Raw genomic sequence first — 26,000 nt, 5'->3', positions numbered from 1 at the left:
CAAAACCGAAACCGCCTACCCATTCGAGGTTCGCACATGACCGAACATACGCCCAATTCCGCATTTCACGCCTCTAGCTTTATGCAGGGACACAATGCCGAGTATCTGGAGCAGCTATATGCCCAATACACCAAGAACCCCGGTGCGGTAGACGCCGCATGGGCCGAGTTTTTCAAGGCCATGGGGGACGCTTCTCCGGACGTTCAGAAAGAGGCTGAAGGGCCCTCCTGGGCGCGGACCGACTGGCCGCCGATGCCAGCCGATGACCTGACCGGAGCGCTCACAGGCGAATGGTCAGAGATTGACGCCAAAGCAGCGGGCAAGAAGATCAAGGAAAAGGCAACGGACAAGGGCGTTGAGGTCAGCGATGATCAGATCAAACGCGCCGTTCTGGACAGTCTGCGCGCGCTGATGCTGATCCGGGCCTATCGTATCCGGGGCCATCTGGCCGCCGATCTTGACCCGCTGGGCATGCGTGCTGCCAGTACACATCCAGAACTGGACCCCAAGACATACGGCTTCACCGAGGCCGACATGGACCGCCCGATCTTTATCGACAACGTTCTGGGCCTGCAGATGGCCAGTATGCGCCAGATCGTTGAGATCGTGAAACGCACCTATTGCGGCACCTTCGCGCTGCAATACATGCACATCTCTGACCCTGAACAGGCCGCTTGGCTGAAGGAACGGATCGAAGGATACGGCAAGGAAATCCAGTTCACCAAGGAAGGCCGCAAGGCCATTCTGAACAAGATGGTCGAGGCCGAGGGATTTGAGAAATTCCTGCACGTCAAATACATGGGCACCAAGCGCTTTGGTCTTGACGGCGGTGAGGCGCTGATCCCTGCGATGGAACAGATCATCAAGCGTGGCGGTGCCCTGGGCATACGGGATATCGTGATTGGTATGCCGCACCGGGGGCGTCTGAACATCCTTGCCAACGTGATGGGTAAACCTTATCGCGCGATCTTCAACGAATTCCAGGGCGGCAGCTTCAAACCCGAAGACGTGGATGGGTCCGGCGACGTGAAATATCACCTCGGCGCCTCCAGCGACCGCGAGTTTGACGGCAACAGCGTGCACCTGTCGCTGACCGCGAACCCTTCGCACCTTGAGGCGGTGAACCCCGTGGTGCTGGGCAAGGTCCGCGCCAAGCAGGACCAACTGAACGATACCGATCGTACTGCGGTGATGGGTATCCTGCTGCATGGTGATGCGGCCTTTGCCGGTCAAGGTGTTGTGGCCGAAGGCTTTGGCCTTTCGGGCCTGCGCGGGCACAAGACCGGCGGCACCATGCATATCGTTGTGAACAACCAGATCGGCTTTACCACCGCACCGCACTTCTCGCGGTCTTCTCCGTATCCGACGGATATCGCGCTGATGGTCGAGGCACCGATTTTCCACGTGAACGGCGATGACCCCGAAGCGGTGGTGCACGCTGCCAAGGTTGCGACCGAGTTCCGCCAGAAGTTCCACAAGGACGTGGTCATCGACATCTTCTGCTATCGCCGGTTTGGTCATAACGAGGGCGATGAGCCCATGTTTACCAACCCGATCATGTACAAGAAGATCAAGACCCATAAGACCACGCTGTCTCTGTATACTGAGCGTTTGGTCCAAGACGGCCTGATCCCGGAAGGCGAGATCGAGGATATGAAAGCCGCCTTCCAGGCGCATCTGAACGATGAGTTCGACGCCGGCAAGGATTACAAGCCGAACAAGGCGGACTGGCTGGATGGGCGTTGGTCGCATCTGAACAAAAACAAAGAGGAATATGTCCGCGGTGAAACTGCAATCTCGCCCGAGACATTCGCCGAAGTCGGCAAGGCCCTGACGCATGCGCCCGCCGATATCGCGGTGCACAAAACCGTCTCGCGCCTGCTAGATCACAAGAAGCAGATGTTCGACAGCGGCAAAGGCTTTGACTGGGCAACGGGTGAGGCGCTAGCCTTTGGGTCATTGCTGACCGAAGGGTATCCGGTACGCCTGTCCGGGCAGGATGCGACACGCGGCACGTTCAGTCAGCGCCACTCGGGCTTCGTGCATCAGGAAACCGAAGAGCGGTATTACCCTCTGAACAACATCCGTGAAGGGCAGTCGAAATACGAAGTGATCGACTCGATGCTCTCGGAATACGCGGTCTTGGGCTTCGAATACGGCTATTCGCTTGCCGAACCCAACGCGCTGACCCTTTGGGAGGCGCAGTTTGGTGACTTTGCCAACGGTGCGCAGATCATGTTTGACCAGTTCATCAGCTCGGGCGAAAGCAAATGGCTGCGCATGTCGGGTCTGGTGACGCTGCTGCCGCACGGGTTCGAAGGGCAAGGCCCCGAACATAGCTCGGCCCGCCTGGAGCGCTTCTTGCAGATGTGCGGTCAGGACAACTGGATTGTTGCGAACTGCACGACACCGGCGAACTACTTCCACATCTTGCGCCGCCAATTGCACCGGACGTTCCGCAAACCGCTGATTCTGGTCACGCCGAAGTCGCTGTTGCGGCACAAGCTGGCAGTCAGCACGGTCGAGGATTTCACCACCGGCTCCAGCTTCCACCGGGTGCTGTGGGACGACGCGCAACAGGGCAACTCGGACACCATGCTGGTGGCCGACAAGAAGATCAAACGCGTCGTTCTGTGTTCGGGCAAGGTCTATTACGACCTGCTGGAAGAACGCGACGCACGCGGGATCGACGACATCTACCTGCTGCGGATCGAGCAATACTATCCGTTCCCGGCGCACTCGCTGATCAACGAGCTTGAGCGCTTTAAAGGGGCTGAGATGGTCTGGTGTCAGGAAGAACCCAAGAACCAGGGCGCCTGGACATTTATCGAACCCAATATCGAATGGGTGCTGACCCGCATCGGCGCCAAACACACAAGGCCAACCTATGTCGGCCGCGCAACCTCGGCTTCACCCGCGACGGGTCTGGCCAGCCAACACAAAGCTCAACAAGAGGCGCTCGTGAACGAAGCGCTGAGCCTCGAAGGAAAGTAAACGATGACAATTGAAGTTCGTGTTCCCACGCTTGGCGAATCCGTCACCGAAGCCACGGTTGCGACCTGGTTCAAGAAACCCGGTGATGCCGTGGCTGTGGATGAGATGCTCTGTGAGCTTGAGACAGACAAGGTAACGGTTGAGGTTCCGGCCCCTGCTGCCGGTGTCATGGGTGAAATCGTCGCCGCCGAGGGTGAAACCGTTGGTGTTGACGCCTTGCTTGCGACTATTGCCGCAGGCGAAGGTGCAGCTCCGGCCCCGGCTGCTGCCGCCGCTGAACCCGCACCCAACGCCGCACCGGCCGCTGGCGCTGGCAGTGTCGACGTGATGGTTCCCACCTTGGGCGAGTCGGTCACCGAGGCCACGGTATCCACGTGGTTCAAGCAGGTGGGCGACGCCGTGGCGCAAGACGAAATGCTCTGCGAGCTTGAAACTGACAAGGTCTCTGTTGAGGTTCCAGCGCCTGCCGCAGGCGTTCTGTCCGAAATCGTCGCGCCTGAAGGCACGACCGTGGATGCAACGGCCAAGCTGGCCGTGATCTCGGGCGCGGGCGCTGCGACGGCCCCCGCCGCGGCTCCGGTAGCTGCTGCAGCAGCCCCGGCCGCAGCGACGGCTGGTAAAGACGTAGCTAACGCACCTTCGGCCGAAAAAGCGATGGCCGAGGCTGGTCTGAGTGCTGATCAGGTCACCGGCACCGGTCGCGATGGCCGCATCATGAAGGAAGACGTGGCCAAGGCAGTCGCAACTGCTACTGCACCTGCGCCCGCACCGGCTCCTGCTCCGACCGCCGCGCCACGCGCGCCGGTTCCTGCGGATGACGCTGCGCGCGAAGAACGCGTCAAGATGACCCGCCTGCGCCAGACCATCGCCAAGCGCCTGAAAGACAGCCAGAACACCGCCGCGATGCTGACCACCTATAACGAGGTGGACATGACCGAGGTGATGGCCCTGCGCAGCCAGTACAAGGACCAGTTCGAGAAGAAGCACGGCGTGCGTCTGGGCTTTATGTCCTTCTTCACCAAGGCGTGCTGCCATGCGCTGAAGGAAGTGCCCGAGGTGAATGCCGAGATCGACGGCACCGACATCGTCTATAAGAACTTTGTCCATATGGGCGTGGCCGCCGGTACACCGACTGGCCTTGTGGTTCCGGTGATCCGCGACGCGGACTCGATGTCCTTTGCCGCTATCGAGAAGGCCATCGCCGAAAAAGGCAAGCGCGCCCGCGACGGTAAACTGTCGATGGCCGAGATGCAGGGCGGTACCTTCACCATCTCAAACGGTGGCGTCTACGGCTCGCTGATGTCTTCCCCCATCCTGAACCCCCCGCAATCAGGTATTCTGGGCATGCACAAAATCCAGGATCGTCCGATGGCAATCAACGGTCAGGTTGTAATCCGTCCGATGATGTATCTGGCACTGTCTTACGACCACCGGATCGTGGACGGCAAAGGCGCGGTCACGTTCCTTGTTCGCGTGAAAGAGGCGCTGGAAGATCCACGCCGCCTGCTGATGGACCTGTAATCATGGCAACGCATGTGCTTTGGCAAGCTGATGTGGCGGATTTCGATGCCTGGCTGAAGGTGTTCCGTGAAGATACGGCAGTGCGCAAATCTGCCGGAATTCATGACCTTCACGTCTGGCGCGATCCAGCGCGACCCGATCACGCCGTTGCTCTGTTCGAGATCTCGGATCTTGAGCGGGCCACGGCTTTTCTCGAATCCGAGGAACTTGCCATGCATCACGAACGCGGCGGCGTCGCGCATATTCAGGTCAAAGTGCTTTCGCCCGAGTAGGCATGATGCCCGGTGTACATGAAACATATCGAATATCTGGCGGCGTCCGCGCCGCCAAACCCAGTAAGGGGCCACAACTGCGATCTGTGTTGGACTTTCACTTCAGGAACGCCCACACATTCGGAGATTGCAAGACATGACACCTGAACTAACGGCACTAACCTTGGCCGCACTGTTGCAGGTCGTGCAATATGCCCTGATGGCGATACCCGCGAATATCGAACTGGGACCGGGTAAAACCATGTCCCCACGCGACCGCTCGCGTCTGAAAGGATCGCTGGAAGACCAGCTATCGGACGAGACCGGCCGTTTATACCGTGCGCTGAACAATCATTTCGAAGGATTGATCCTGTTCACCATAGCCTGCACCACCGTCACGGTCGCAGACGCAGGCACCGGATTTACCGCGGCATGTGCGTGGATCTATCTGATCGCCCGCATACTCTACGTACCGGCTTACTTTTTTGGCTTGTCGCCCTGGCGCACTCTGATCTGGTTCGCTGGTTTCCTCGCAACAACTTTCATGCTTTTGGCGGTGCTTTTTTGATAACGCCAGTTTACAGCCTGTGCGCAGGTGGTGTCTGCTCTGCCACAGCCCGACTACTCAAGGAGACCTTTCATGGCAAACTATGACGTCATCGTAATCGGCGCTGGCCCCGGCGGCTATGTCTGCGCTATTCGCTGTGCCCAACTGGGCTTGAAAACCGCCGTTGTAGAAGGACGAGACACGCTGGGCGGCACGTGCCTGAACGTCGGCTGCATCCCGTCCAAGGCGCTGCTGCATGCCAGCCACCAACTGCATGAGGCCGAGCATAACTTTGCCAAGATGGGCCTGAAGGGGAAAAGCCCCTCGGTCGATTGGAAACAGATGCAGGTCTACAAAGACGAAACCATTGAGGGTAATACCAAGGGCATCGAGTTTCTGTTCAAGAAAAACAAGATCGACTGGTTAAAGGGTTGGGGCTCGATCCCCGCAGCAGGTCAGGTCAAAGTGGGCGACGAAGTTCACACGGCCAAGAACATCATCATCGCTTCGGGCTCTGAACCGGCTTCGCTGCCGGGCGTTGACGTGGATGAGAAGGTTGTCGTGACCTCGACCGGTGCGCTGTCGCTTGGCAAGGTTCCGAAAAAGATGGTGGTCATTGGTGCGGGCGTGATCGGTCTGGAACTGGGTTCGGTGTATCAACGTCTTGGCGCCGAAGTTACCGTGATCGAATTCCTCGACGTGATCACGCCGGGCATGGACCCCGAGGTTCAGAAAACGTTTCAGCGCATTCTGAAAAAACAGGGGTTGAACTTTGTCATGGGCGCAGCGGTACAAAAGACCGAAGCGACCAAGACCAAGGCAAAAGTCACCTACAAGCTGCGCAAGGATGACAGCGAACACGTGATTGAGGCGGATACCGTTCTGGTCGCCACCGGGCGCAAGCCATTCTCGGACGGTCTTGGGCTTGAGGCGCTGGGCGTTGAAATGACCCAGCGCGGTCAGATCAAGGTGGGCTCTGACTGGCAGACAAACGTACCCGGCATCTATGCCATCGGCGATGTCACCGAAGGCCCGATGCTGGCGCATAAGGCCGAAGACGAAGGCATGGCCGCCGCGGAACAGGTCGCCGGAAAACATGGCCACGTCAATTATGGCGTCATTCCGGGGGTAATCTACACCTGGCCCGAGGTCGCCAATGTCGGCGAAACCGAAGAAACCCTGAAAGACCAAGGCCGCGCCTTTAAGGTGGGCAAGTTCATGTTCATGGGGAACGGCCGCGCCAAGGCGAATTTTGCGGCGGATGGGTTCGTCAAAATTCTGGCTGACAAGGAAACTGACCGGATACTTGGTGCCCACATTATCGGCCCGGCAGCAGGCGATCTGATCCATGAGGTTTGCGTCGCAATGGAGTTCGGCGCGTCAGCCGAAGATCTGGCCCTGACCTGCCATGCGCACCCGACCTATTCCGAAGCGGTACGAGAAGCGGCACTGGCCTGCGGTGACGGCCCGATTCACAGCTAACTTACTGCCCCGCCGGCTAACCGGTCGGCGGGGTCAACCACGCGTCCAGATAGGTCTCTAACCTGTCACTGAATGTGGTGGCCGCGTGCAGGGCGCAGAACCTTAGCGACATGGCCTGAATGGCAAAGGCCTGCACCCCTTCTGCAAGAAGTTCAGGCGTTACGTCCTTCCGCACATCTGCTGCTTCAAGCCACATCGTTACAAGGCGAAAGTATCGCTCGAAAAAATGGGCAATCGGTCCTATTTCCGCAACAGCCGTCGCGCCTGAATATCTGATCAACAGATCAAAAACGTATCGCTCGGATGTCATGAATCTGTGGACTGGCTCCAGCGCGGCTATGATCTCTGACACGGTCCTGGGTGGCGTCCGGGCTTCGGCACTGTCCAGAAACCTATCCAACTTTGCGCCAATCAGAATCTCCATCAACGCGTCCTTGTCGCGGAAATGTGCGAAGAACGTACCTTTGGCCACACCGGCCGCTTGCACAACGTCTTCGACCCTCAGGGCCTCGTATCCGCCAGTGGTGATCAGGTTTTCCGAGGCTTCGATAAGGCGCGCCCGAGTTTTCAGAGTGCGTTTTTGAGTTGTCTTTTGCATAGGCCCAATTTGCATAGTTTTTGACCGCGGTCAAATTTTTTATTGACCGCGGTCATTTTATTGATTTACAAAGTGACCACGGTCAATTTTGGAGAATCCCGATGCAACGGAAAAAAATCATCATCCTTGATGGGCACCCCGCTGAAAGCAGCCTGTCCCGCACTTTCGCTGAAACCTACAAAGACGCGGCCGAAAAGAATGGCCACGATGTCCGAATGGTTCACCTCAGCGAAATGCAGTTCGATCACGACTTTGGTCAGGGCAACTATCAAGACTTCAAACCGCTTGAGCCCGTGTTGGAACAGGTTCTTCAGGACATCGAATGGAGCGACCATCTGGTCCTCACAACACCGATGTGGTGGGGCGGGTTGCCGGCCAAGCTGAAAGGCTTGATTGACCGGATGTTCATCCCGGGACGCACCTTCGACACAAGAAACATCAGCAAGCTGGGACTTCCAGCCCCGATGCTGGCAGGACGTACGGCTCGTGTCATCCTGACGTCTGACACGCCGGGCTGGTTCATGCGGCTGATTTACCGGCAAGCCCTCATTCGGCAGGTCCGTGATCAAATTCTTGGATTTGTCGGCTTCAAACCAACACGTTTCACCTATTTTGCGGGTGCCAGCTATCCAAAGCCCGGCAGTGTCGAGCGCTGGGTTTCACAAGTCGCCAAAATCGGTGCGGCTGCGGTGTAGTTGCACGTGCTACCACATCGTTTTTTCGGCTCTTGCACCCCATTCCGCGTCGTATTGTGCACCGCCTTCCTCACCCCGGCTTACTTCGGCCAGAATTTCGCCAACTGTGGGTAAGGCGGTGCTTTCATCACCTGCGCTCCAGGTTCGCGCGCGCATGAGTGCGCGGGCGCATTGCGTGTAGATTTCGGCAATTTCGATGACGACAACCGTGGCGGGTTGTTTGCCGTTTTTTTCGAACCGGGCGCGCAATTCACTGTCCGCAGTCAGGCGCGCTGTACCATTCACCCGAACGACAGTGTTGGAGCCCGGCACCAGAAACATCAAAGCCACGCGCGGGTCACGTACGATATTGCGCAGCGAATCCAACCGGTTGTTGCCGCGCCAATCCGGAAGCGCCAAAGTGTTTGCATCAAGCTCCAGCACAACGGGACCATCATCGCCCCCTGGGCTTCCGTCTACGCCTTCGGGACCAACGGTGCTGAAAATGCACAACCGCGCGGCCATGATCCACTTGCGATACAGCGGAGTCAGGCTGTGCGCGACCTTCCGCAATGAGGGCGCACCGGGTTTACCGTAGAGACTTTCGAGCGTTTCGATATCGTCAATGAATTGCATCAAGATCAAACCCAACTTCTCGCATCAGCGCATTGGACCTTGTTTCGATGACATCCTCCAGCATTCCGAGGAAATCGTCCCGCGCAGCACCCGGCTTGATTGGATCAAGGAAGTCGACAATGGCTAGGCCAGGCTTGCGCAGAACACCGGTGCGAGGCCAGAACACACCCGCATTGGTCGCCGTGGGAACGCAGGGAAAACCCAGCCCTTCGTACAAAATGGCCGTGCCGACCTTGTAAGGTTTGCGCACCCCCGGCGCGACGCGCGTGCCTTGGGGATAGATTACCAACTGCCCGGGTTCCGTGAATTCCTTGGCGACATCCTTGACCATCTTGGCCACGGCCACGCCCTTTTTACCCCGATCAACCGGGATACAGCCAAGACGCCGCGCATACATACCGATGACTGGGGTCCACAGCAATTCTTTCTTCATAATGAACTTGCCGTGGGGGATGGCGTCGAAAATGATGATAATATCCAGAAATGACTGATGTTTGGCACCGATGACCACCTCGCCCGACGGCACCGCGCCACGCACTTCGGTCCGGATGCCGACCATCCAACGAGCCAACCACAAGGTTGTACGCGCGTAGGCCTTGCAAGCTTTCAATGCGCCACGCTTGGTGAACATGGCGTATGGGGCGAACAGGATGCCCAGAACCAGCATCCAAACGTAGATCACGATCATGAAGATCAATGAGCGTACCCACTGAAACGCATCGGCCATCACGAAAGCTCCTTCAATTTTCGGCTGGCGGCACTCCAGGTTGCCAGAAAGGCAACCGCCGCACCCAATACGGGGATCAGGGCCGGCAACAGCCAGCCATACCCCTGAAATCCCAAACCCGTCAAAAACCCGCCCGCATCCGAGGCTTCGGGCAGCAGCAGCACTCCGGTCATGCCCAGCAAAACGCCGACAACGGCACCAAAGAAAGCCCGATAGGTAAAGCGCCGGACAAAGGCTCGGGCAATAAAGCTGTCACGGGCACCAACCAGACGCAGCACCTCGATAATCTGGGCATTGGCAGCGAGCGAGGCATTGGCGGCCAGCGTGATCATGGCTGCCGTGGCCCCGCCAATCAGCAGGATTGAAACCCAGCCCAGCCGCCGCAGCGACCTTGCGGCCTCTACCAAGGGTTCACGCCAGCGGGTGTGATCGTCCAGAACTGCACCGGGAACTTCTGCTCCAAGCCGCAGGCGCAGACCAGCCGCATCCAGACCCGGCTCACCTTCGATGATCTCGATCAGTTGAGGGACAGGCAGCGTATCCAGCGGCAGGTCCGGGCCAAACCAAGGGGAGAGCAGCGCCGCCTGTTCCTCGGTGGTCAATGCGCGCGCCGAAGCTATGCCCGGGGTTTGGCTCAGCACGGTTAGCGCCGCCTCGGTCTGCGCGTCCATCTGATCGGCAGGAGCGCTGATGCGCAAGGTGACGGCCCCGGCCAATTCCGTACCCCAGCGGTCGGCCAACCGCCCCGATGCCAGAGAAAGGGCTAATGCAAACACCGCCAGAAAAGCCATCGCGCCTGATACAAACAGGGTCAGATGCGCCGTGTACCCAGTTGGCGGAACGACCCGGTCCGCGCGCGTATCCCGTTTCAGCAGGCTTCGGATCATTCCCTTGCTCATAGATCCGCTCCCGCAAGTTGGACCTGACGTTGCGAGATTCGAAGAACCCTTGCCTGCACCTGGCTTTTCGCCGCGCGGATCAGGCTCATGTCATGGGTCGCGATCAGCACGGTCTTGCCCATCTTGTTCAATTCGACCAACAGGCGAAGCAGGCGTTGCGACATCTCCCAATCCACGTTTCCGGTTGGTTCATCCGCCAGAACCACGTCCGGCGACAGGATGACCGCGCGGGCCAGTGCGGCACGCTGACGTTCCCCTCCCGACAATTCCGGCGGGTGCGAATCCAATCGGGTGCCCAGTCCCACCCAGGATAACAACTCGCTCAGGTCTTCGCGCTGTGCAGTGTCGATTTGCCCGGACACTGTTAGCGGCAACGCCACATTCTCGGCCAGCGTCATGTGATCAAGGAACTGGCAATCCTGATGCACCACACCGATCCGACGGCGCATCAGGGCCAACTGATCCCGATCCAGCCGGGCGATGTCCTGCTTGAACACGCTGAGCCGGCCCGTTGTGGGCAACAAAGCGCCGTAGCAAAGTTTAAGTATGGTGGTCTTGCCCGCACCCGACGGGCCGGTCAAAAAATGAAACGACCCCGGTTGCAACCGTAAAGACACGTCGCTCAGCAGTTCGCCACCGCCATAGGTGTAGCTGAGATTCTCCAGCTCGATCAAAAGGAGCCCCCGTTTCTGTTGCCGCCCTTCATGCCCGAGCGCGGTTGCGGTTTCAATGCCTGCACCGGGTCGAATCGGTGACACTTATGCTGTGAAACCGAAAACACCCTTTGCGGTCAGGTCTTAACGGATTAACATCCCTTAAAAAACTACTATCGGTCGGGGTCCCGGCCAGGAGGCAGCATGCGTCTTACTTGTCCGAATTGCGGTGCCCAGTACGAGGTGCCAGACGAGGTCATCCCGGAAGATGGCCGCGACGTTCAGTGCTCGAACTGTGAGACGACCTGGTTCCAGCCCAAACACCCAGACCAAACAGCCCCCGCCAAAGACGCACCCGATGCTAAGGATACGCCTTCCCAGACATCCGCACCCGAGCCTGATGTGGTGGAACAGGCCTCAGCAACCCAAGCGCAACCGGAGCCGACGCCTGCACCGGAACCAGAGATCACACAAGAACCAGAGGTTGCCCCAAAACCAGAGGCCGCAAGCGAACCAGAAACACCATCAGCTACCGGAAACATCGATCCTGCAGTTGCAAGTATCCTGAAAGAAGAAGCCGAACGTGAGGCGGACCTTCGCGCGCAAGAGGGTGGCGGTCTTGAAACGCAGCCCGATCTGGCCTTGGACGCGCCCCCCAAACCCGACCCGGAACGCGCCGTAAAAGACCTCACTGCTATGGAAACGGCAAAGGATGCAGGGCAGAAAGATGCACTGCCAGATGTCGAAGCGATCAACTCCAGCCTGCGTAGTGATGACAGCTTGGCCTCGGAAGACGAACCTGCGCCGCGCAAGTCTGGCGGCGGTTTCATGCGTGGTTTTGCACTGATGCTGATTGTCGGCGTCATCCTGCTGCTGGTCTATGGCAACGCGCAGCAAATCAGCGAAGCGGTGCCGCAGGCCGAGCCAATTCTTGACCCGTACGTATCCCTTGTGGATCAGGCGCGGCTTTGGCTTGAGGCGCAGACATCGGGGACATCGCAGAATTAAACGCCAGGCAGGGTTTAGAAGCGCTCCAACAACCGCTTGAGGTACTCCAGCTCGATCTGTGGGCGTTCCGTCTCACCGGTGCGACGCCGGATTTCATCCAGCAACTCACGCGCGCGGCGATACACATCTTCGCCCTGCAACAGGTTGTCGTCAGTTGCTATAGAGCCGTTTGCGCCGGGGCTGCGGCCCAGCGGATCGCGGCTGTTGGCCTGCATATCACCGTCTTGGGTTCCCTGACCGGGCTGGTTCTGCTGGTTCTGCGCCAAAGCTTCACCCAGTGACCGCATGCCTTCACGGAGGGCTTCCATCGCTTCAGATTGGCGATCTATGGCCTCGGCCAGGTCGTCACTGCGCAGGGCTTCTTCAGCCCCATCCATTGCCCGGCCCGCGCGGCCCAGCGCCTCGCGTGCCGCTTCGCCTTCGGGTGTTCCGGCACCGGGCAGATTCTGTTGCTGGCGACCCAGCTCGTCGCGCAGTGCCTGTTGGCGATCGGCCAGAGACTCCTGGCTTGGCTGGCCGCCACCGCCTTCGGCCTGATCAGACCCCTGACCCTGACCGCCTTGGCCTTCGTGGCTCTGCCCACGGCCCTGACCACCATTGCGGCCTTCGTTACCCTGGCTTTCACCGGCCTGAGCGCCGGGATTGAACTGTTCTTGCAGATCGCGGAAGGCCTGATCGCTCAGCCCCTGCTGTTCGCGCAGAGTTTCGGCCAGCCCTTCCATTGCCTGTTGGCCTTCTGACTGCTGGCCCTGACCCTGGCCCTGGGTGACGCGCATGTTCTCCATCATCTGCTGGAACTCTTCCAGCGCCTGCTGTGCTTCGGCCATGCGGCCCTGTTCCATCAGTTCCTGAATGCGATCCATCATCCGTTGCAGGTCATTTTGCGTCATCTGCATGGATTCGCCATTCTGGCCCTGCTGATTTTCGTCGAACTCACCGTTTTCCTGTGCCAGACGCTGTAGCTGGCGCATGTAATCCTGCGTTGCGTCGCGCAGTTCTTGCATCAATTCGGCGATTTCTTCATCAGTGGCGCCGTTTTTCATGGCTTCGGTCAGACGCTCCTGTGCACGGCGCATACGCTCCAGCGCATCGGCGAGGGTACCCTCTTCGATTATAATCGCCAGATCCCACAAAGCCTGTGCGATCTCTTCCTGTTGGTCCTGTGTCAGCCCGTAGTCGTTGAATGCCTCCAACCGGCGAAGCGTCACGCGCAGACGCAGGTAGGCTGTGTCAGAGCGAAACACCTCTTCCGGCAGATGCGACACCGCGCGCAGAATTTGGGACACCCGGGTCGCGTTGTCCCGCGTCCAGAGCAGATCGCGGCGTTGTTCGATCACCGCCGCAGCCAACGGATCAAAGAAGCGGCGCGCAGGCAGATCCGTCGTATAAGGCGCGGACTCTCCTTCCTGATCGGCTGCATCCTGTGCCATCAAGGTGATCTTGACTGGCAGATGCGCCCAAGGGTGTTCCGAGAAGTCTTCGATCAGATCCTCGGTGAAATCGGCCCGGTCGCCGGTTATCGGCATCGGTAGCTGCACCTCGATCCTATCACGTGGCTCGGGGTCAGATGCCAGGCCATACTGACGGTCAACGGAAGGCAGGTCCAATTCGATCACCGCCGTACCGGACACTACGCCGTAATCGTCAGTGGCGGTAAAGGGTAGCTTCATCTGCCCGCCCGCCTCGGCCTCGGCCGGATCGGCAACAGCGATCTGCGGAGGCGCATCTTCTATGACGCTCAGCGCCCAGTCCCGACCGGCAGGCCCTTCGATCATCATCTGGCCCGAACGCTCGACCACAAACTCCTGTTCAGGGTCCGCTGCACCTTGTGTGCCCGAAAGCGACGTGGTTTCCGACAAGCTATGCGCGCCCACCTCACCGTAGAACCGCAATGTGATCCGGCTGCCCTGCGGTACTGAAAGAGTATCACCAGACTGATCCGCCAGATAAAGCGTCGGCAAGCCGGTATAGCGCGGCGGTTCAACCCAGCCTTCCCAGCTGGGTCCCTGCCCTGCCACGGCTGCGCCCGGCGTCATCTCGGCCACGGACCCAATGCGCCAGAATGAACCGAAAAGACCCGCAATCACCAGCGCCAGCAACGCTGAGTACCGCAGCGCATAAGGGTCTCGGTCTGCAAGCCGCAGATCGGGTTTGACCGCTTCGGCTTGTGCCGCCCGTTGTGCCATCCGAGCCTGGTGCGCGTGCCACAAAGCAACTGAGTCCGCATCCATCGCACCTATGGCCTGATCATCCATCAATGCCTGAATCGGGCGTCCCGGCAGGGATTCGTCCAGTCGCATAAGCGCTTCGGCCCGGCGAGGCAGATGGAGTCGCCGAACGCCCCAGATCAGTGAAACAACCACCGCGATGATCGCCAAACCACCAAGGGTCCAAACCATCTCAACCCTGACGTGATCCTGAAGACCCAGCATCAAAGCGGCCAAAATCGCCATAACAATCGAGAAAAAGGGCCAGAAGGCACGCAAAACCTGCTCGGCCAGCATTCCTGCGTGCGTCAGCCACAGGGACAGTCTTGGAATCGGCAGGGTCGGTCTTGTGGTCAAGGCGGGCCTCCTGAACAGGCCCGCACGGTTATCGCGTCAGAGCCACTCTGGTATGGTATCGCGGTTTATGATTTCGTCAAAGCTTGGGCGTTCACGAATAACTGCAAATTGATCCCCGTGAACCAAAACCTCGGGGATCAGGGGGCGGGTGTTGTATTCGCTGGCCATCACGGCACCATATGCGCCGGCACTGCGGAAGGCGACCAGATCGCCCGGTTCAAGCGGCGGCATGTCGCGTTGTTTGGCGAATGTATCGCCCGTCTCGCACACGGGGCCGACAATGTCATAGGGCTGCTGTTCCACACCCGGCGCGGGCTCTTGCACGGCGACGATATCATGATACGCCTCATACATCGCAGGGCGGATCAGGTCATTCATGGCCCCATCGAGGATCAGGAAATCACGGCCTTCACCGGATTTCACATAAATCACCTTGCTGACCATCAGACCAGCGTTGCCAGCAATCAGGCGTCCCGGCTCAATCTCGATCTCACACCCCAGATGACCCAGCGTTTTCTTGATCAGCGCGCCGTACTCTACCGGCAAAGGGGGTGCCTCGTTCGAACGGGTGTAGGGGATACCCAGACCTCCGCCCAAGTCCAGACGGCGAATAGTGTGACCCTCGGCGCGCAGACGCTCTGTCAGTTCGGCGACCTTGGTGTAAGCCAGCTCGAACGGTTCCAACTCGGTCAGTTGTGATCCGATATGAACATCGATACCGATGACCTCCAGACCCGGCAAGCTGGCCGCGTAGGCATAAACCTCGGATGCGCGCGAGATTGGAATACCAAATTTATTTTCGGACTTACCGGTGGCAATCTTGGCGTGGGTCTTGGCATCTACGTCGGGGTTCACCCGCACGGTGATTGGCGCGACAACACCCAATTCCAACGCAACCGCGTTGATCACCTGCATCTCAGGCTCGGATTCGACGTTGAACTGGCGAATGCCGCCGGTCAGTGCGGTGCGGATTTCCTCTGCCGTTTTGCCAACGCCCGAGAACACGATCTTGTCACCCGGAACACCAGCAGCTTTGGCACGCAGATATTCCCCGCCAGACACAACGTCCATTCCGGCACCGGCCTGCGCCAGCGTCTTCAGAATCGCCTGATTGCTGGCTGCCTTCATGGCGTAGCAAACAAGGTGATCAGTGCCGTCCAGTGCATCGTCAAACAGCTTGAAATGCCGCAGCAGGGTTGCCGTCGAATAGACGTAGAACGGGGTTCCCACCGCAGCGGCGATTTCGGTGATCGGAACATCCTCGGCGTAGAGCGCGCCGTCGCGGTAAAGAAAGTGATCCATGACTGCGCGCTTAGACCAAAACTGCCGGGCTGATCAATAATTTCCGCGCTATTGGCGGCATTCCGTCACCGTGTTGTCGACACACCGATCCGGCCGTAGCCCGAGATTGAGATGCCGGAGCCCCCCGTACTGGTTTCCGGCTGAGGCCGCGTGTTACCAGTCGGTTCGCAAGCTGCCAGCAGGACAAGGGTCAGGATCAAGCCGGTAAATCTCATACTTGCCCTCTTTTTCTATTATTTTCGACAGATCGTAACTTGCCTGGACATAGCCCGGCGCAGTCGAGTTGCCATCGCTTGCGTCACCGTCCCACGTAGATCCCAAGGCCGCCACGTCGCAGCCCAATGCCGCCACCGACATGAGTACCACTGCTGCCAACGCCGACAGTCGCGTTCATTGTCGGCTGAATTGGTTCTCCGTCCGCGCCACAGGCTGCAAGAACGAACCCGACGGCGATCAATTGCAACACTCGCAGTATCCGCATCACACCAGCGCCTTCCACCGCTTGATCTGGGCGCGCACCTGATCCGGTGCCGTTCCCCCATAAGACTGACGTGAGTTTACCGAGTTTTCGACGGTAAGGACAGAAAAGACATCTTCGGTAATCCCGGAATGCACCGATTGCATGTCAGTCAACGTCAGGTCGGGCAGGTCACAGCCCTTATTCTCAGCCATCGCAACCAGTGATCCTGTCACATGATGTGCGTCGCGGAACGGCAGGCCCAGCACCCGCACCAGCCAGTCGGCCAGATCGGTCGCAGTCGAAAAGCCCGAGCCCGCCGCAGCGGCGAGGCTGTTGCGATTTGCGGTCATGTCCTTGACCATGCCTTCCATCGCCGCCAGCGCCAGCATCCAGTTGTCGGCCGCATCGAAGACCTGTTCCTTGTCTTCCTGCATGTCCTTGGAATAAGCCAGCGGCAGACCTTTCATCACCATCATCAGCGCCGTGTTGGCACCAAAAATCCGACCCACCTTGGCGCGGATCAGTTCCGCCGCATCGGGATTCTTTTTCTGCGGCATGATCGATGAGCCGGTCGAGAACCTGTCGCTGAGCGTGACAAAACGGAACTGGGCCGAAGACCAGATGACCAGCTCTTCGGCAAAGCGCGACAGGTGGACGGCGCAGATTGAGGCTGTGGACAGGAACTCCAGCGCGAAATCCCGGTCGCTGACGGCATCCAGTGAATTGGCGGCGGGCCGGTCAAAGCCCAGCGCCTGCGCCGTCATGTCTCGGTCGATCGGAAAAGACGTGCCAGCCAGCGCCGCCGCACCCAACGGGGACTCGTTCATCCGGGCGCGGGCATCGCGGACACGGGACAGGTCGCGGCCGAACATCTCGACATAGGCCATCATGTGGTGGCCCCATGTCACCGGCTGTGCAGTTTGCAGGTGCGTGAAACCGGGCATGACCCATCCTGCCCCTGCCTCGGCTTGCGCCAGAAGCGCGCGGATCAGGGCCAGCAGACCGGTTTCCGCAGCATCCAGCTGATCGCGCACCCAGAGTTTGAAATCGGTCGCCACCTGATCATTTCGCGAACGCCCTGTGTGCAAACGACCTGCGGGCTCGCCTATGACTTCTTTCAGGCGTGCCTCAACATTCATGTGGATGTCTTCAAGCGCGGTCGAGAACTGGAACTCTCCACCCTGGATTTCTGACAAGACTGTGAGCAGCCCTTCCCGAATGGCCTGAGCGTCACTATCACTTATGACGCCTGTGGCAGCCAACATGGCGGCATGGGCGCGCGAGCCTGCGATGTCCTGGGCTGCCATCCGCTGATCGAACCCGATCGAGGCATTGATCGCCTCCATGATCGCGTCTGGACCGGCGGCAAAGCGGCCGCCCCACATCTGGTTCGAGGAATGATCGGTCATGAAAGAAAACCCGGAGTTGATATGCGCCTATTTCGTTTGATCCCCCTTTATATGGCCCTTGCGTTGGGTGCAAATGCCGCTTTGGCCACAGATGCCGAGACCTTGGGTCCGCTTCGGGATGGCACCCTGAAGCGGTTGATCCTGCATAAGGAACCAAAACCCGTTGAACCGGTTGAGTTTCAGCTTGAGGATGATGGCGGCACTGCAACGATTGAAGACTACAAAGGCAAATACGTTCTGCTGAACTTCTGGGCGACATGGTGTGCGCCCTGCCGTAAAGAGATGCCGCAGATCGCCGAGCTGCAAGAAGAATTCGGCGGTGACAAGTTCGAGGTTCTTACGCTTGCGACCGGTCGCAACTCCCCTGCCGGGATCAAGAAATTCTTCGAGGAAAACGGGATCAAGAACCTTCCCCGACATCAGGATACTGGTTCAGCCGTGGCACGGGAATTTGGCGTAATCGCATTGCCGATCACGGTAATTCTGGACCCCGAAGGCAATGAAATGGCCCGCCTGATCGGTGACGCGGAATGGAACTCCGACAGCGCCAAGGCCATCATATCGACGCTTGTGGGCGCAGAAAGCTGATCCGCTAAACCGCCAAAATACCCAATCCGCCGATTTTTTCACTTTCGTGTTAAACTAAGCGTGTCACCGTCGTGAACGGTGACACTCCAAACGTAAAAACGAAACGGAAGCGACAATGAAACCGGTGGTTTTACTGATTGGCCGCTTGCCGAGCGTCATCGGCGACGTGGCACGGCAGTTGGATCACTTGCCGATCCAATGGCTGGGTGCGCACGATCCGGATGAAGTTCGGCGGCAACTGGACGCCGAACCGCGGATCGCCTGCGCGATCATGGGCGCAGGCCTGAATGACAAGATACGCGGCGAGATGGTTGGCATCATCGCCGCACGCAGGCCGGACATCTGCATGCACCTGAAAGACAGATCGTCAGGCCCGGATGGGCTTGTGCCATTCGTAGAACGGGTTGTGCAGCACGAAATCCTGAACAGGCTAGAAACAAGCTGACGCTACGCAACCTTTGACAAGCTGTTTACCGCTCTGCACCTTGCCGGGCGGGAGGAAAATATGCCGCTTGAAATTCTTCTGGTTCTGGTGATCGGAGGCATCCTTGCGATAACCGCTCTGCTGCACCTTTCAGGGCGGTCGCGTGTACGTGAATTGACGCAGCAGACCGCGCGATCTGAATGGATGCGCCATGCGCCAGACGATGTGATCGTGGACGTTACAATTGCGCATGACATGCGGTCGGCGCTGGTTCGGACTGAGGCAGGCATTGGCCTGCTGTGGTCTTTTGGGGCCGATACAGTGGCGCGCCATCTGCAGGACTTTGACCGGATCAACCACCCTGAGGGGTTCAGGATTCGATTCCACGATTTCGGCACCCCAAACGCCCTCGTCCGCCTGGATGAATTCGAACGCCCGCATTGGCAAAACCTGATGGACACCGCATGACCGACCAACTCAGCTTTCCTGACGCCGTACAATGGGCCGTACCGTTCTTTATCGCTGCTATTCTGGTCGAGTTTCTATGGATCGCAGTCAAAGGCAAAGGCGGACGGTACGAGACGCGGGATGCGGTAACCTCACTGGTGATGGGCGCGGGAAACATCGCCTCGGGCTTTCTGCTGGGGTTCATCGCGTATGGATTCTTCATGTGGCTGTGGCAGATTACGCCACTGGACCTTGGCACCTCGATCCCCGTGATTATTCTGTGCTTTGTGCTGGATGATCTGCGCTATTACTGGGTTCACCGCTTTGGTCACCGTATCCGCTGGGTTTGGGCCAGCCATGTGAACCACCACAGTTCCCAACACTACAACCTGACCACCGCATTGCGGCAGACCTGGACCTATACTTTTACATTTATGATGGTGGTTCGGGCGCCGTTGATCCTTCTGGGCTTTCACCCCGCGATGGTGCTGTTTGTGGGCGGGTTGAACCTGATTTATCAATTCTGGATTCATACCGAGGCAATTGGCAAAATGCCCCGCTGGTTCGAAGCCGTCATGAATACGCCCAGCCACCACCGCGCCCATCACGGCCGCAATGCGCGCTATCTGGATTGCAACTATGCCGGCGTCTTTATCATTTGGGACAAAATCTTTGGCACCTTCGTCCCGGAACAAGAAAACGACCGGGTCGACTATGGCTTGGTTCACAATATCGGCACGTTCAACCCGCTGCGCGTCGCATTTCACGAATGGGTTGGTATCTGGCGCGATGCGACGCAACCGGGGTTGAGCCCAAGGGAACGCCTTGCCTATTGCTTTGCCCCGCCCGGGTACAGTCACGATGGCAGCCGTCAGAACTCGGAACAGATCAAAGCCCGACATCTGGCCCGTCACCCGGAAGATCGCGGAACGCCCGGATTCGAGCAATTCGAGGCAAAATCGCACAATACGAAGGCAAAACAGGCTTAAATCCGCCGATCCGAAGCCCATCGTCCTTGAAATTACGCCACCCGGTTCCAGTTTGTTAATGAGTTAATCACCAAAACGATTTGAGGAACCCATGAGCCGATTGATGATGATATCAACCACACTTGGTCTGATCGGTTTAATCATCGCAATGGTGTCGGCTTTAATCGGAAGCGCGCAAACGATGGTCGCCCTTGGTTTTGTCATGCTGGCGTTGGGTTTTTTTGGCGCAGTCATCGGTGCGGCGGCCGCATTGGGTCGCGTTTGGGACACGCCCCGATAAAGGCGATCAGTCCTTTTGATCTTAACCTCAAATTCATGACTTTGCAGTGAAATCCCACCCTGAACAGTGACGTAGGGGATTTCACAAGCATGGGGGACAAACACCAAGCGGACGTACCAGAAGGTGCCGATAGCCCGCTGAACGCGGCCATTTCATCCCGTGACAAATCCACTGTTCAAATGGCGACCGAGGCGGTCAGGCACAAACAATGCAAACTGGCCTATCAACCTGTTATGCAGGCGCATCCTCCATTCGGCATCGCTTTTTATGAGGGTTTTATCCGGGTTCTGGATGAAACCGGTCGGGCCATCCCCGCGCGCGATTTCATGCCTCAGTTGGAAAACACGCCCATCGGTCGTGATCTGGATTGCGTAGCGCTTGAGATGGGTCTGCGAACGCTGACCAAGAACCCAGACATCCGCTTGTCGATCAATATGTCCGCGCGATCGATCGGATACGCGCGATACGCTCGGGTTCTGGACCGATATCTGAAGAAAGATGACACTCTGGGTGAGCGTCTGATCCTCGAAATCTCGGAAAAATCAGCCATGACGGTGCCCGAGCTTGTGATTGATTTCATGGACCGACTGCAACCGCGTGGCGTTGCCTTTGCCTTGGATGATTTCGGCGCCAGCAATTTCAGTTTCCGCCATTTTCGTGAGTTTTTGTTCGACGCTGCCAAAATCGACGGGCAATTTGTCCGGGGTATCAGCGACAATCCCGACAATCAGGCATTGGTCCGGGCGTTGGTGGCCGTGGCGCGGGAATTCGAGATTCTGGTCACGGCCGAATCGGTTGAAACCAAGGAAGATGCCGAATTTCTCGTGGCCAGCGGTGTGGATTGTTTGCAGGGCTTTTTGTTCGGCGCGCCCACCGTCTCCGCGCCATGGGAGCACAAAAAACTCAAACAAACAGGCACTTAAACCTAGTAAACACGCCATCCTCAGCACCCGTGACAAGCTTACCGTTGCTGCAACTGCAGCGTTACGCTATGCCATGTGCAGTTGGAGCGGGGGATCAGGAGGCGCTCTGGTTCATTGGGGCTTTGCGCCAGTGATCCACGCCGTTACGGTTCCCACAGGACCTTGATGGTAAAGGATTGTCTAAATGACCAACGTAGTAATCGCATCCGCAGCACGCACCGGTGTCGGCAGTTTTGGCGGCTCGTTTGCAAACACACCCGCACATGATTTGGGTGCTGCCGTTCTTGAAGCCGTTGTCGAACGCGCCGGAGTTGAAAAGGGCGAAGTAAGCGAAACCATCATGGGTCAGGTTCTGACGGCTGCTCAGGGTCAGAATCCGGCACGTCAGGCCCACATCAACGCCGGCCTGCCACAGGAAAGCGCCGCCTGGGGTATTAATCAGGTTTGCGGTTCGGGCCTGCGCGCTGTCGCTCTGGGCGCGCAACATATCCAACTGGGTGACGCAGAAATCGTCGCGGCAGGCGGCCAGGAAAACATGACACTTTCGCCCCACGCCGCCGCTCTTCGGGCAGGTCACAAAATGGGCGACATGAAATACATCGATACGATGATCCGTGATGGACTTTGGGATGCTTTCAACGGCTATCACATGGGTCAGACCGCCGAAAACGTCGCCGAAAAATGGCAGATCAGCCGCGACATGCAGGACGAATTCGCCGTGGCCTCGCAGAATAAGGCCGAAGCCGCGCAGAAGGCAGGCAAATTCAACGATGAAATCGTTCCATTCACCATCAAGACCCGCAAGGGCGAAACTGTGATGGACAGCGACGAATACATCCGCCACGGTGCCACGATGGAAGCCATGGCCAAGCTGCGCCCTGCCTTCACCAAGGATGGCTCTGTGACTGCTGCTAACGCATCCGGCCTGAATGACGGCGCTGCTGCCACCCTGTTGATGTCGGCAGAAAACGCCGAAAAGCGCGGAATTGAACCGCTGGCGCGCATTGCCTCTTACGCAACCGCTGGCCTGGACCCGTCGATCATGGGCGTGGGGCCGATCTACGCATCGCGCAAGGCGCTGGAAAAAGCAGGATGGTCGGTTGACGATCTGGATCTGATCGAAGCCAACGAAGCCTTTGCCGCTCAGGCCTGCGCCGTTAACAAGGACATGGGTTGGGACCCATCGATCGTGAACGTGAATGGCGGCGCGATTGCTATCGGACACCCGATCGGCGCTTCGGGTTGCCGTGTTCTGAACACCTTGCTGTTTGAAATGAAACGCCGCGACGCCAAGAAGGGTTTGGCGACCCTCTGTATCGGTGGCGGCATGGGCGTCGCCCTCTGTGTGGAGCGCGACTAAGTACCGGATTACGCATCATACCAAGGGCGCCTTTTGGCGCCCTTTTTTGTAAAATCTCTAAACCCGTTCCCGAGTGCTTCAATGAATTTGAATCAAAACGAAAAATTCGTCACGATGCATTGTTGCGCGATTTGAACACTCAGAGTAACAAGATTACCAAGCCAGACTAATATTGGAGGAGTCCTCAATGGCACGTACAGCACTCGTCACCGGCGGTTCCCGCGGCATCGGCGCAGCAATTTCAAAGGCGCTGAAGGCCGAAGGGTACAATGTTGCAGCCACCTATGCCGGCAATGACGAAGCCGCCGCAAAGTTTACCGAGGAAACCGGTATCGCCACCTATAAGTGGAACGTTGCCGACTATGATGAATCGAAGGCCGGGATCGAAAAAGTCGAAGCCGAGGTTGGCCCGATTGACATCGTGGTTGCCAATGCGGGGATTACCCGCGATGCGCCTTTCCACAAGATGACACCCGAACAGTGGCACCAGGTGATCGACACCAACCTGACCGGTGTGTTCAACACCGTCCATCCTGTCTGGCCCGGCATGCGTGAACGGAAATTTGGCCGCGTGATTGTTATCAGCTCGGTCAATGGCCAAAAGGGTCAGTTCGCCCAGGTGAACTATGCCGCGACCAAAGCGGGTGATTTGGGGATCGTGAAGTCGCTTGCGCAGGAAGGTGCACGCGCTGGCATTACCGCAAACGCGGTCTGCCCGGGCTATATTGCGACCGAGATGGTGATGGCCGTTCCTGAAAAGGTTCGTGAAGCCATCATCGGCCAGATTCCAGCTGGCCGCCTGGGTGAGCCCGAGGAAATCGCGCGCTGCGTGGCGTTTCTGGCCTCGGACGATTCGCAATTTATCAACGGTTCGACCATTTCGGCCAACGGTGCACAGTTCTTTAGCTGATACCTAAATTAACAAAGAAGGGCCGGTCCATGTGGACCGGCCCATTTTATCCCGTAAGAACGCGCGCGCTACGCTCAGCGGGAACCAAATATCCACTTCAAGGCGTTGCCAACCGCGCGTGATCGTTCCAAATGTGCGCGCTGAAAGGCGCGAGCCATCGCAGAGTTGCTGGAAACTTCAATCATGCCTTTATTCCTTTCAGTTTAATTTTGTTTGACTTGCTTAAAGTATGATCTGGCTTTAAAAGGCTGACAAACGAGGTTTCTACGGCTTTCGCATAAGAATTTCTTTACTGATGAGTGCCTCCCTCCCCCCTCTGACCGCTTTGCGTGCTTTTGATGCAGCTGCGCGGCATATGTCCTTCGCGAAGGCGGCTGAGGAATTACACGTCACCCCTGCGGCCCTGTCGTTTCAGATCAAATCGCTCGAAGAGCATCTGGGGCGTCCGCTGTTTCGGCGCCTGAACCGAGCGGTTGAGCTGACCGAAGCAGGGCGCGCCCTTGCTCCGGGCGCGGCCGAGGGGTTTGCCGCCTTGCAATCCGCCTGGCAGGCCGCCCGAAGGCAAGGTGACGACACCACCCTCACCGTGACAGCAGGGCCAGCCCTGACCGCGAAATGGCTTGCCCCGCGCCTGTATGAATTCGCAAGAGAACATCCCGAGATTGACCTGAGATTCTCGGCCACCTTGCGGAATATGGATTTGGAACGCGACGATGTAGATGTCGCTATCCGCTTTGGCGATGGCCCTGACGAAGGGCTGTATTCTCTGCCCGTGCGCAAGGAATGGCAAACCCCGGTGATGACGCCGGAACTGGCCGCGCAATATCCAACGCCCGACAGCCTTAGAGATGCGCCCCTGATCCATGACGACTCAATTACGTTTCTGCAGCCGCCCTGCGATTGGCCTGCTTGGTTTCGGGCGGTCGGGATCGAATTCGTCCCCGAACATGGGGCGCGGTTTTCCAACGCCGATCACGCGATTGATGCGGCGCTTGCGGGCGTTGGGGTGGTGTTGGGCCGCCGCTCGATGATCCTTAAAGACATTACCGAGGGGAGATTGGTTGCGCCCTTTAAGACAGCAATCGAAACCAAAGGCCGGTATCGCTTCCTTTGCCTTCCCGGCGCGGAAAAACGGCCCCAGATCGCGGCGTTCAGGGATTGGTTCGTGGCTGAGATCGAAAAAACCGCACATGTCTCGGATGAATTCGAAATCATCCCCGTTGAAAAGGTAACAGCGCCTTGACCAGAACACAGGCGACAAGCATCGGCTTTCTGGCCGTTTTGTTATGGTCCTTACTGGCCCTTTTCACGGTTGGGTCTACCCCAACTCCGCCTTTGTTGCTCAACACCATTTGCTTTTCGATCGGGGGCACTTTGGGTTTGATCTGGACATGGGCAAGTGGCGGGCTGCGCCAATTGCGCTCTGTTGGCTGGCGCACGTACCTGTTCGGAACCGTGGGTTTGTTCGGATACCACGCGCTGTACTTCTCTGCCCTGAGAATGGCCCCAGCGGCTGAGGCCGGGTTGATCGCATATCTCTGGCCGCTGCTCATCGTTTTGTTTTCCGGACTGCTGCCAGGGGAGCATCTGCGTATCGGGCATCTGATCGGCGCGTGTCTGGGTTTTACCGGAGCCGCCGTGATCATTGCCGGGGGCAGCAGTACAGGGTTTCAGGCCGCATATCTGCCGGGCTACGGACTGGCATTGCTATGTGCGCTGACATGGTCAGGCTACTCGGTCCTGTCGCGCCGATTGGGGCATACGCCCACCAGTTCTGTGGCCGTATTCTGCATTGCCACCGCCATCGCCTCGGGCGCGCTGCATCTGACCCTGGAAGAAACCATCTGGCCAGACAGCGGATATGGCTGGGCCTCGGTCGTGGCGCTGGGTCTGGGGCCGGTGGGGCTGGCGTTCAATGTTTGGGATATCGGGGTGAAGCAGGGGGACATTCAAATTCTGGGCACTGCATCCTACGCGGCGCCGCTTTTGTCGACTCTGGCCCTGGTTGTGGCCGGGATCGCCACCCCATCTTGGGGATTGGCGATCGCAGCCGTCTTGGTTACAGGCGGCGCTGCTCTTGCAGCGCGGGCAAGTTTGCGTCGTTAATTCGACAAACGCTCGATCTCTTCTTTTAGCCTAAGCTTCTTCTTTTTGAGTTGAGCTACGTGGAGATCGTCGATGCCAGGCGAGCGTTGGGCTTGTTCAACTTCAAGACCGAGGGTTTCGTGCTTTTTCTTCAGTTCGGTCAGGTGTGCGCTCACGCTCATGGCGATACTCCTTTGTTGGTGTCTGAGTTTCACGTAAGAATTTGAACACATCGTTTCCACCCTGTCACGCTGCAGGCGCACAGAAAT

The 26,000-nt window shown here is 58.2% G+C and carries 28 protein-coding genes; 17 read left to right on the top strand and 11 right to left on the bottom strand.

Features of this window, described 5'->3' with window-relative positions:
* The first annotated feature begins 36 nt into the window (after positions 1–36).
* The 5 genes from AVO44_RS14250 (at position 37) to lpdA (ending at position 6,795) form a co-directional block, all read left to right on the top strand.
* Entirely contained in the window at positions 37–2,994 is a 2,958-nt protein-coding gene (locus AVO44_RS14250; RefSeq protein WP_068338098.1) for a 2-oxoglutarate dehydrogenase E1 component, read from the top strand.
* Between the two features lie 3 nt (positions 2,995–2,997).
* Positions 2,998–4,515: a 2-oxoglutarate dehydrogenase complex dihydrolipoyllysine-residue succinyltransferase gene (odhB, locus tag AVO44_RS14245; protein WP_068338096.1), complete on the top strand. Its 1,518-nt coding sequence runs from the start codon at positions 2,998–3,000 to the stop codon at positions 4,513–4,515.
* A gap of 2 nt (positions 4,516–4,517) precedes the next feature.
* Positions 4,518–4,787, top strand: coding sequence for a hypothetical protein (locus AVO44_RS14240; protein ID WP_068338094.1), 270 nt, complete (start codon positions 4,518–4,520; stop codon positions 4,785–4,787).
* A 136-nt stretch (positions 4,788–4,923) separates the two neighbouring features.
* Positions 4,924–5,334, top strand: coding sequence for an MAPEG family protein (locus AVO44_RS14235; RefSeq protein WP_068338093.1), 411 nt, complete (start codon positions 4,924–4,926; stop codon positions 5,332–5,334).
* A gap of 72 nt (positions 5,335–5,406) precedes the next feature.
* Positions 5,407–6,795: a dihydrolipoyl dehydrogenase gene (gene lpdA / locus AVO44_RS14230; RefSeq protein ID WP_068338091.1), complete on the top strand. Its 1,389-nt coding sequence runs from the start codon at positions 5,407–5,409 to the stop codon at positions 6,793–6,795.
* A 16-nt stretch (positions 6,796–6,811) separates the two neighbouring features.
* Here lpdA and AVO44_RS14225 read toward each other — a convergent pair whose 3' ends face one another.
* On the bottom strand, positions 6,812–7,393 hold the full coding sequence (locus AVO44_RS14225) for a TetR/AcrR family transcriptional regulator (protein ID WP_068338090.1): 582 nt from the start codon (positions 7,391–7,393) through the stop codon (positions 6,812–6,814).
* 101 nt (positions 7,394–7,494) lie between these two features.
* Here AVO44_RS14225 and AVO44_RS14220 point away from each other — a divergent pair, with 101 nt between their 5' ends.
* Positions 7,495–8,088, top strand: a complete 594-nt coding sequence (locus AVO44_RS14220) for an NAD(P)H-dependent oxidoreductase (protein ID WP_068338088.1) — start codon at positions 7,495–7,497, stop codon at positions 8,086–8,088.
* Between the two features lie 9 nt (positions 8,089–8,097).
* Here AVO44_RS14220 and AVO44_RS14215 read toward each other — a convergent pair whose 3' ends face one another.
* Genes AVO44_RS14215 through AVO44_RS14200 form a run of 4 tightly spaced genes read right to left on the bottom strand, consistent with a single transcriptional unit; the run spans position 8,098 to position 11,003 of the window.
* A complete protein-coding gene (locus tag AVO44_RS14215; protein WP_068338086.1) occupies positions 8,098–8,703 on the bottom strand; it encodes a pyridoxamine 5'-phosphate oxidase family protein in 606 nt (201 codons plus the stop codon).
* Complete coding sequence (locus AVO44_RS14210; RefSeq protein ID WP_068338084.1) at positions 8,690–9,430, bottom strand: lysophospholipid acyltransferase family protein; 741 nt, start codon at positions 9,428–9,430, stop codon at positions 8,690–8,692. Before AVO44_RS14210 ends, AVO44_RS14215 begins: the two co-directional genes overlap by 14 nt.
* Entirely contained in the window at positions 9,430–10,329 is a 900-nt protein-coding gene (locus AVO44_RS14205) for a cell division protein FtsX (protein ID WP_068338082.1), read from the bottom strand. The genes AVO44_RS14210 and AVO44_RS14205 overlap by 1 nt, the downstream gene beginning before the upstream one ends.
* Positions 10,326–11,003 (bottom strand): cell division ATP-binding protein FtsE, encoded by a 678-nt coding sequence (locus AVO44_RS14200; protein ID WP_068338361.1) that lies wholly within the window; start codon positions 11,001–11,003, stop codon positions 10,326–10,328. The genes AVO44_RS14205 and AVO44_RS14200 overlap by 4 nt, the downstream gene beginning before the upstream one ends.
* A gap of 183 nt (positions 11,004–11,186) precedes the next feature.
* On the opposite strand from AVO44_RS14200, the gene AVO44_RS14195 reads away from it, so the two are divergent.
* Positions 11,187–11,990, top strand: coding sequence for a zinc-ribbon domain-containing protein (locus AVO44_RS14195; protein WP_068338080.1), 804 nt, complete (start codon positions 11,187–11,189; stop codon positions 11,988–11,990).
* Positions 11,991–12,004: 14 nt separating this feature from the next.
* Here AVO44_RS14195 and AVO44_RS14190 read toward each other — a convergent pair whose 3' ends face one another.
* The 5 genes from AVO44_RS14190 to argH all read right to left on the bottom strand — a co-directional run bounded on the left by AVO44_RS14190 (position 12,005) and on the right by argH (position 17,725).
* Complete coding sequence (locus AVO44_RS14190) at positions 12,005–14,554, bottom strand: TIGR02302 family protein (protein WP_338057421.1); 2,550 nt, start codon at positions 14,552–14,554, stop codon at positions 12,005–12,007.
* A gap of 36 nt (positions 14,555–14,590) precedes the next feature.
* Complete coding sequence (gene lysA / locus AVO44_RS14185; protein WP_068338075.1) at positions 14,591–15,856, bottom strand: diaminopimelate decarboxylase; 1,266 nt, start codon at positions 15,854–15,856, stop codon at positions 14,591–14,593.
* Positions 15,857–15,921: 65 nt separating this feature from the next.
* Complete coding sequence (locus AVO44_RS21325) at positions 15,922–16,071, bottom strand: hypothetical protein (protein WP_169794859.1); 150 nt, start codon at positions 16,069–16,071, stop codon at positions 15,922–15,924.
* An 83-nt stretch (positions 16,072–16,154) separates the two neighbouring features.
* Positions 16,155–16,337, bottom strand: coding sequence for an argininosuccinate lyase (locus AVO44_RS14180; protein ID WP_082677503.1), 183 nt, complete (start codon positions 16,335–16,337; stop codon positions 16,155–16,157).
* On the bottom strand, positions 16,337–17,725 hold the full coding sequence (gene argH / locus AVO44_RS14175; protein WP_068338074.1) for an argininosuccinate lyase: 1,389 nt from the start codon (positions 17,723–17,725) through the stop codon (positions 16,337–16,339). Before argH ends, AVO44_RS14180 begins: the two co-directional genes overlap by 1 nt.
* A gap of 21 nt (positions 17,726–17,746) precedes the next feature.
* Between argH and AVO44_RS14170 the strand changes: the two genes are divergently transcribed.
* From AVO44_RS14170 to yddG, 10 genes are all read left to right on the top strand, one after another.
* Positions 17,747–18,313: a TlpA disulfide reductase family protein gene (locus tag AVO44_RS14170; protein ID WP_205626546.1), complete on the top strand. Its 567-nt coding sequence runs from the start codon at positions 17,747–17,749 to the stop codon at positions 18,311–18,313.
* Positions 18,314–18,428: 115 nt separating this feature from the next.
* Entirely contained in the window at positions 18,429–18,758 is a 330-nt protein-coding gene (locus tag AVO44_RS14165; RefSeq protein WP_068338072.1) for a hypothetical protein, read from the top strand.
* A gap of 60 nt (positions 18,759–18,818) precedes the next feature.
* Positions 18,819–19,205 carry a DUF4123 domain-containing protein gene (locus tag AVO44_RS14160; RefSeq protein ID WP_068338067.1) on the top strand — a complete coding sequence of 129 codons (387 nt, stop codon included), beginning with the start codon at positions 18,819–18,821 and terminating at the stop codon, positions 19,203–19,205.
* A complete protein-coding gene (locus tag AVO44_RS14155) occupies positions 19,202–20,173 on the top strand; it encodes a sterol desaturase family protein (protein WP_068338066.1) in 972 nt (323 codons plus the stop codon). Before AVO44_RS14160 ends, AVO44_RS14155 begins: the two co-directional genes overlap by 4 nt.
* A 91-nt stretch (positions 20,174–20,264) precedes the next feature.
* Positions 20,265–20,453, top strand: a complete 189-nt coding sequence (locus AVO44_RS14150; protein ID WP_068338065.1) for a hypothetical protein — start codon at positions 20,265–20,267, stop codon at positions 20,451–20,453.
* An 89-nt stretch (positions 20,454–20,542) separates the two neighbouring features.
* Positions 20,543–21,376, top strand: coding sequence for an EAL domain-containing protein (locus AVO44_RS14145; RefSeq protein WP_068338064.1), 834 nt, complete (start codon positions 20,543–20,545; stop codon positions 21,374–21,376).
* 184 nt (positions 21,377–21,560) lie between these two features.
* Positions 21,561–22,736, top strand: a complete 1,176-nt coding sequence (locus tag AVO44_RS14140; protein ID WP_068338063.1) for an acetyl-CoA C-acetyltransferase — start codon at positions 21,561–21,563, stop codon at positions 22,734–22,736.
* Positions 22,737–22,923: 187 nt separating this feature from the next.
* Positions 22,924–23,646, top strand: a complete 723-nt coding sequence (gene phbB / locus AVO44_RS14135) for an acetoacetyl-CoA reductase (protein ID WP_068338062.1) — start codon at positions 22,924–22,926, stop codon at positions 23,644–23,646.
* 295 nt (positions 23,647–23,941) lie between these two features.
* Positions 23,942–24,889, top strand: coding sequence for a transcriptional regulator GcvA (locus tag AVO44_RS14130; protein WP_068338061.1), 948 nt, complete (start codon positions 23,942–23,944; stop codon positions 24,887–24,889).
* A complete protein-coding gene (yddG, locus tag AVO44_RS14125) occupies positions 24,886–25,752 on the top strand; it encodes an aromatic amino acid exporter YddG (protein ID WP_068338060.1) in 867 nt (288 codons plus the stop codon). The genes AVO44_RS14130 and yddG overlap by 4 nt, the downstream gene beginning before the upstream one ends.
* On the opposite strand, the gene AVO44_RS20710 is transcribed toward yddG, so the two are convergent.
* Positions 25,749–25,913: a YdcH family protein gene (locus AVO44_RS20710; RefSeq protein WP_082677502.1), complete on the bottom strand. Its 165-nt coding sequence runs from the start codon at positions 25,911–25,913 to the stop codon at positions 25,749–25,751. The genes yddG and AVO44_RS20710 overlap by 4 nt on opposite strands.
* Positions 25,914–26,000 lie beyond the last annotated feature (87 nt).

The sequence above is a fragment of the Ruegeria profundi genome, assembly GCF_001507545.1.
GTDB classification, from domain to species: Bacteria; Pseudomonadota; Alphaproteobacteria; order Rhodobacterales; family Rhodobacteraceae; genus Ruegeria; species Ruegeria profundi.
Note: the sequence above shows the minus strand (reverse complement) of the source record. Positions and strands in the feature narration are given on the sequence as shown.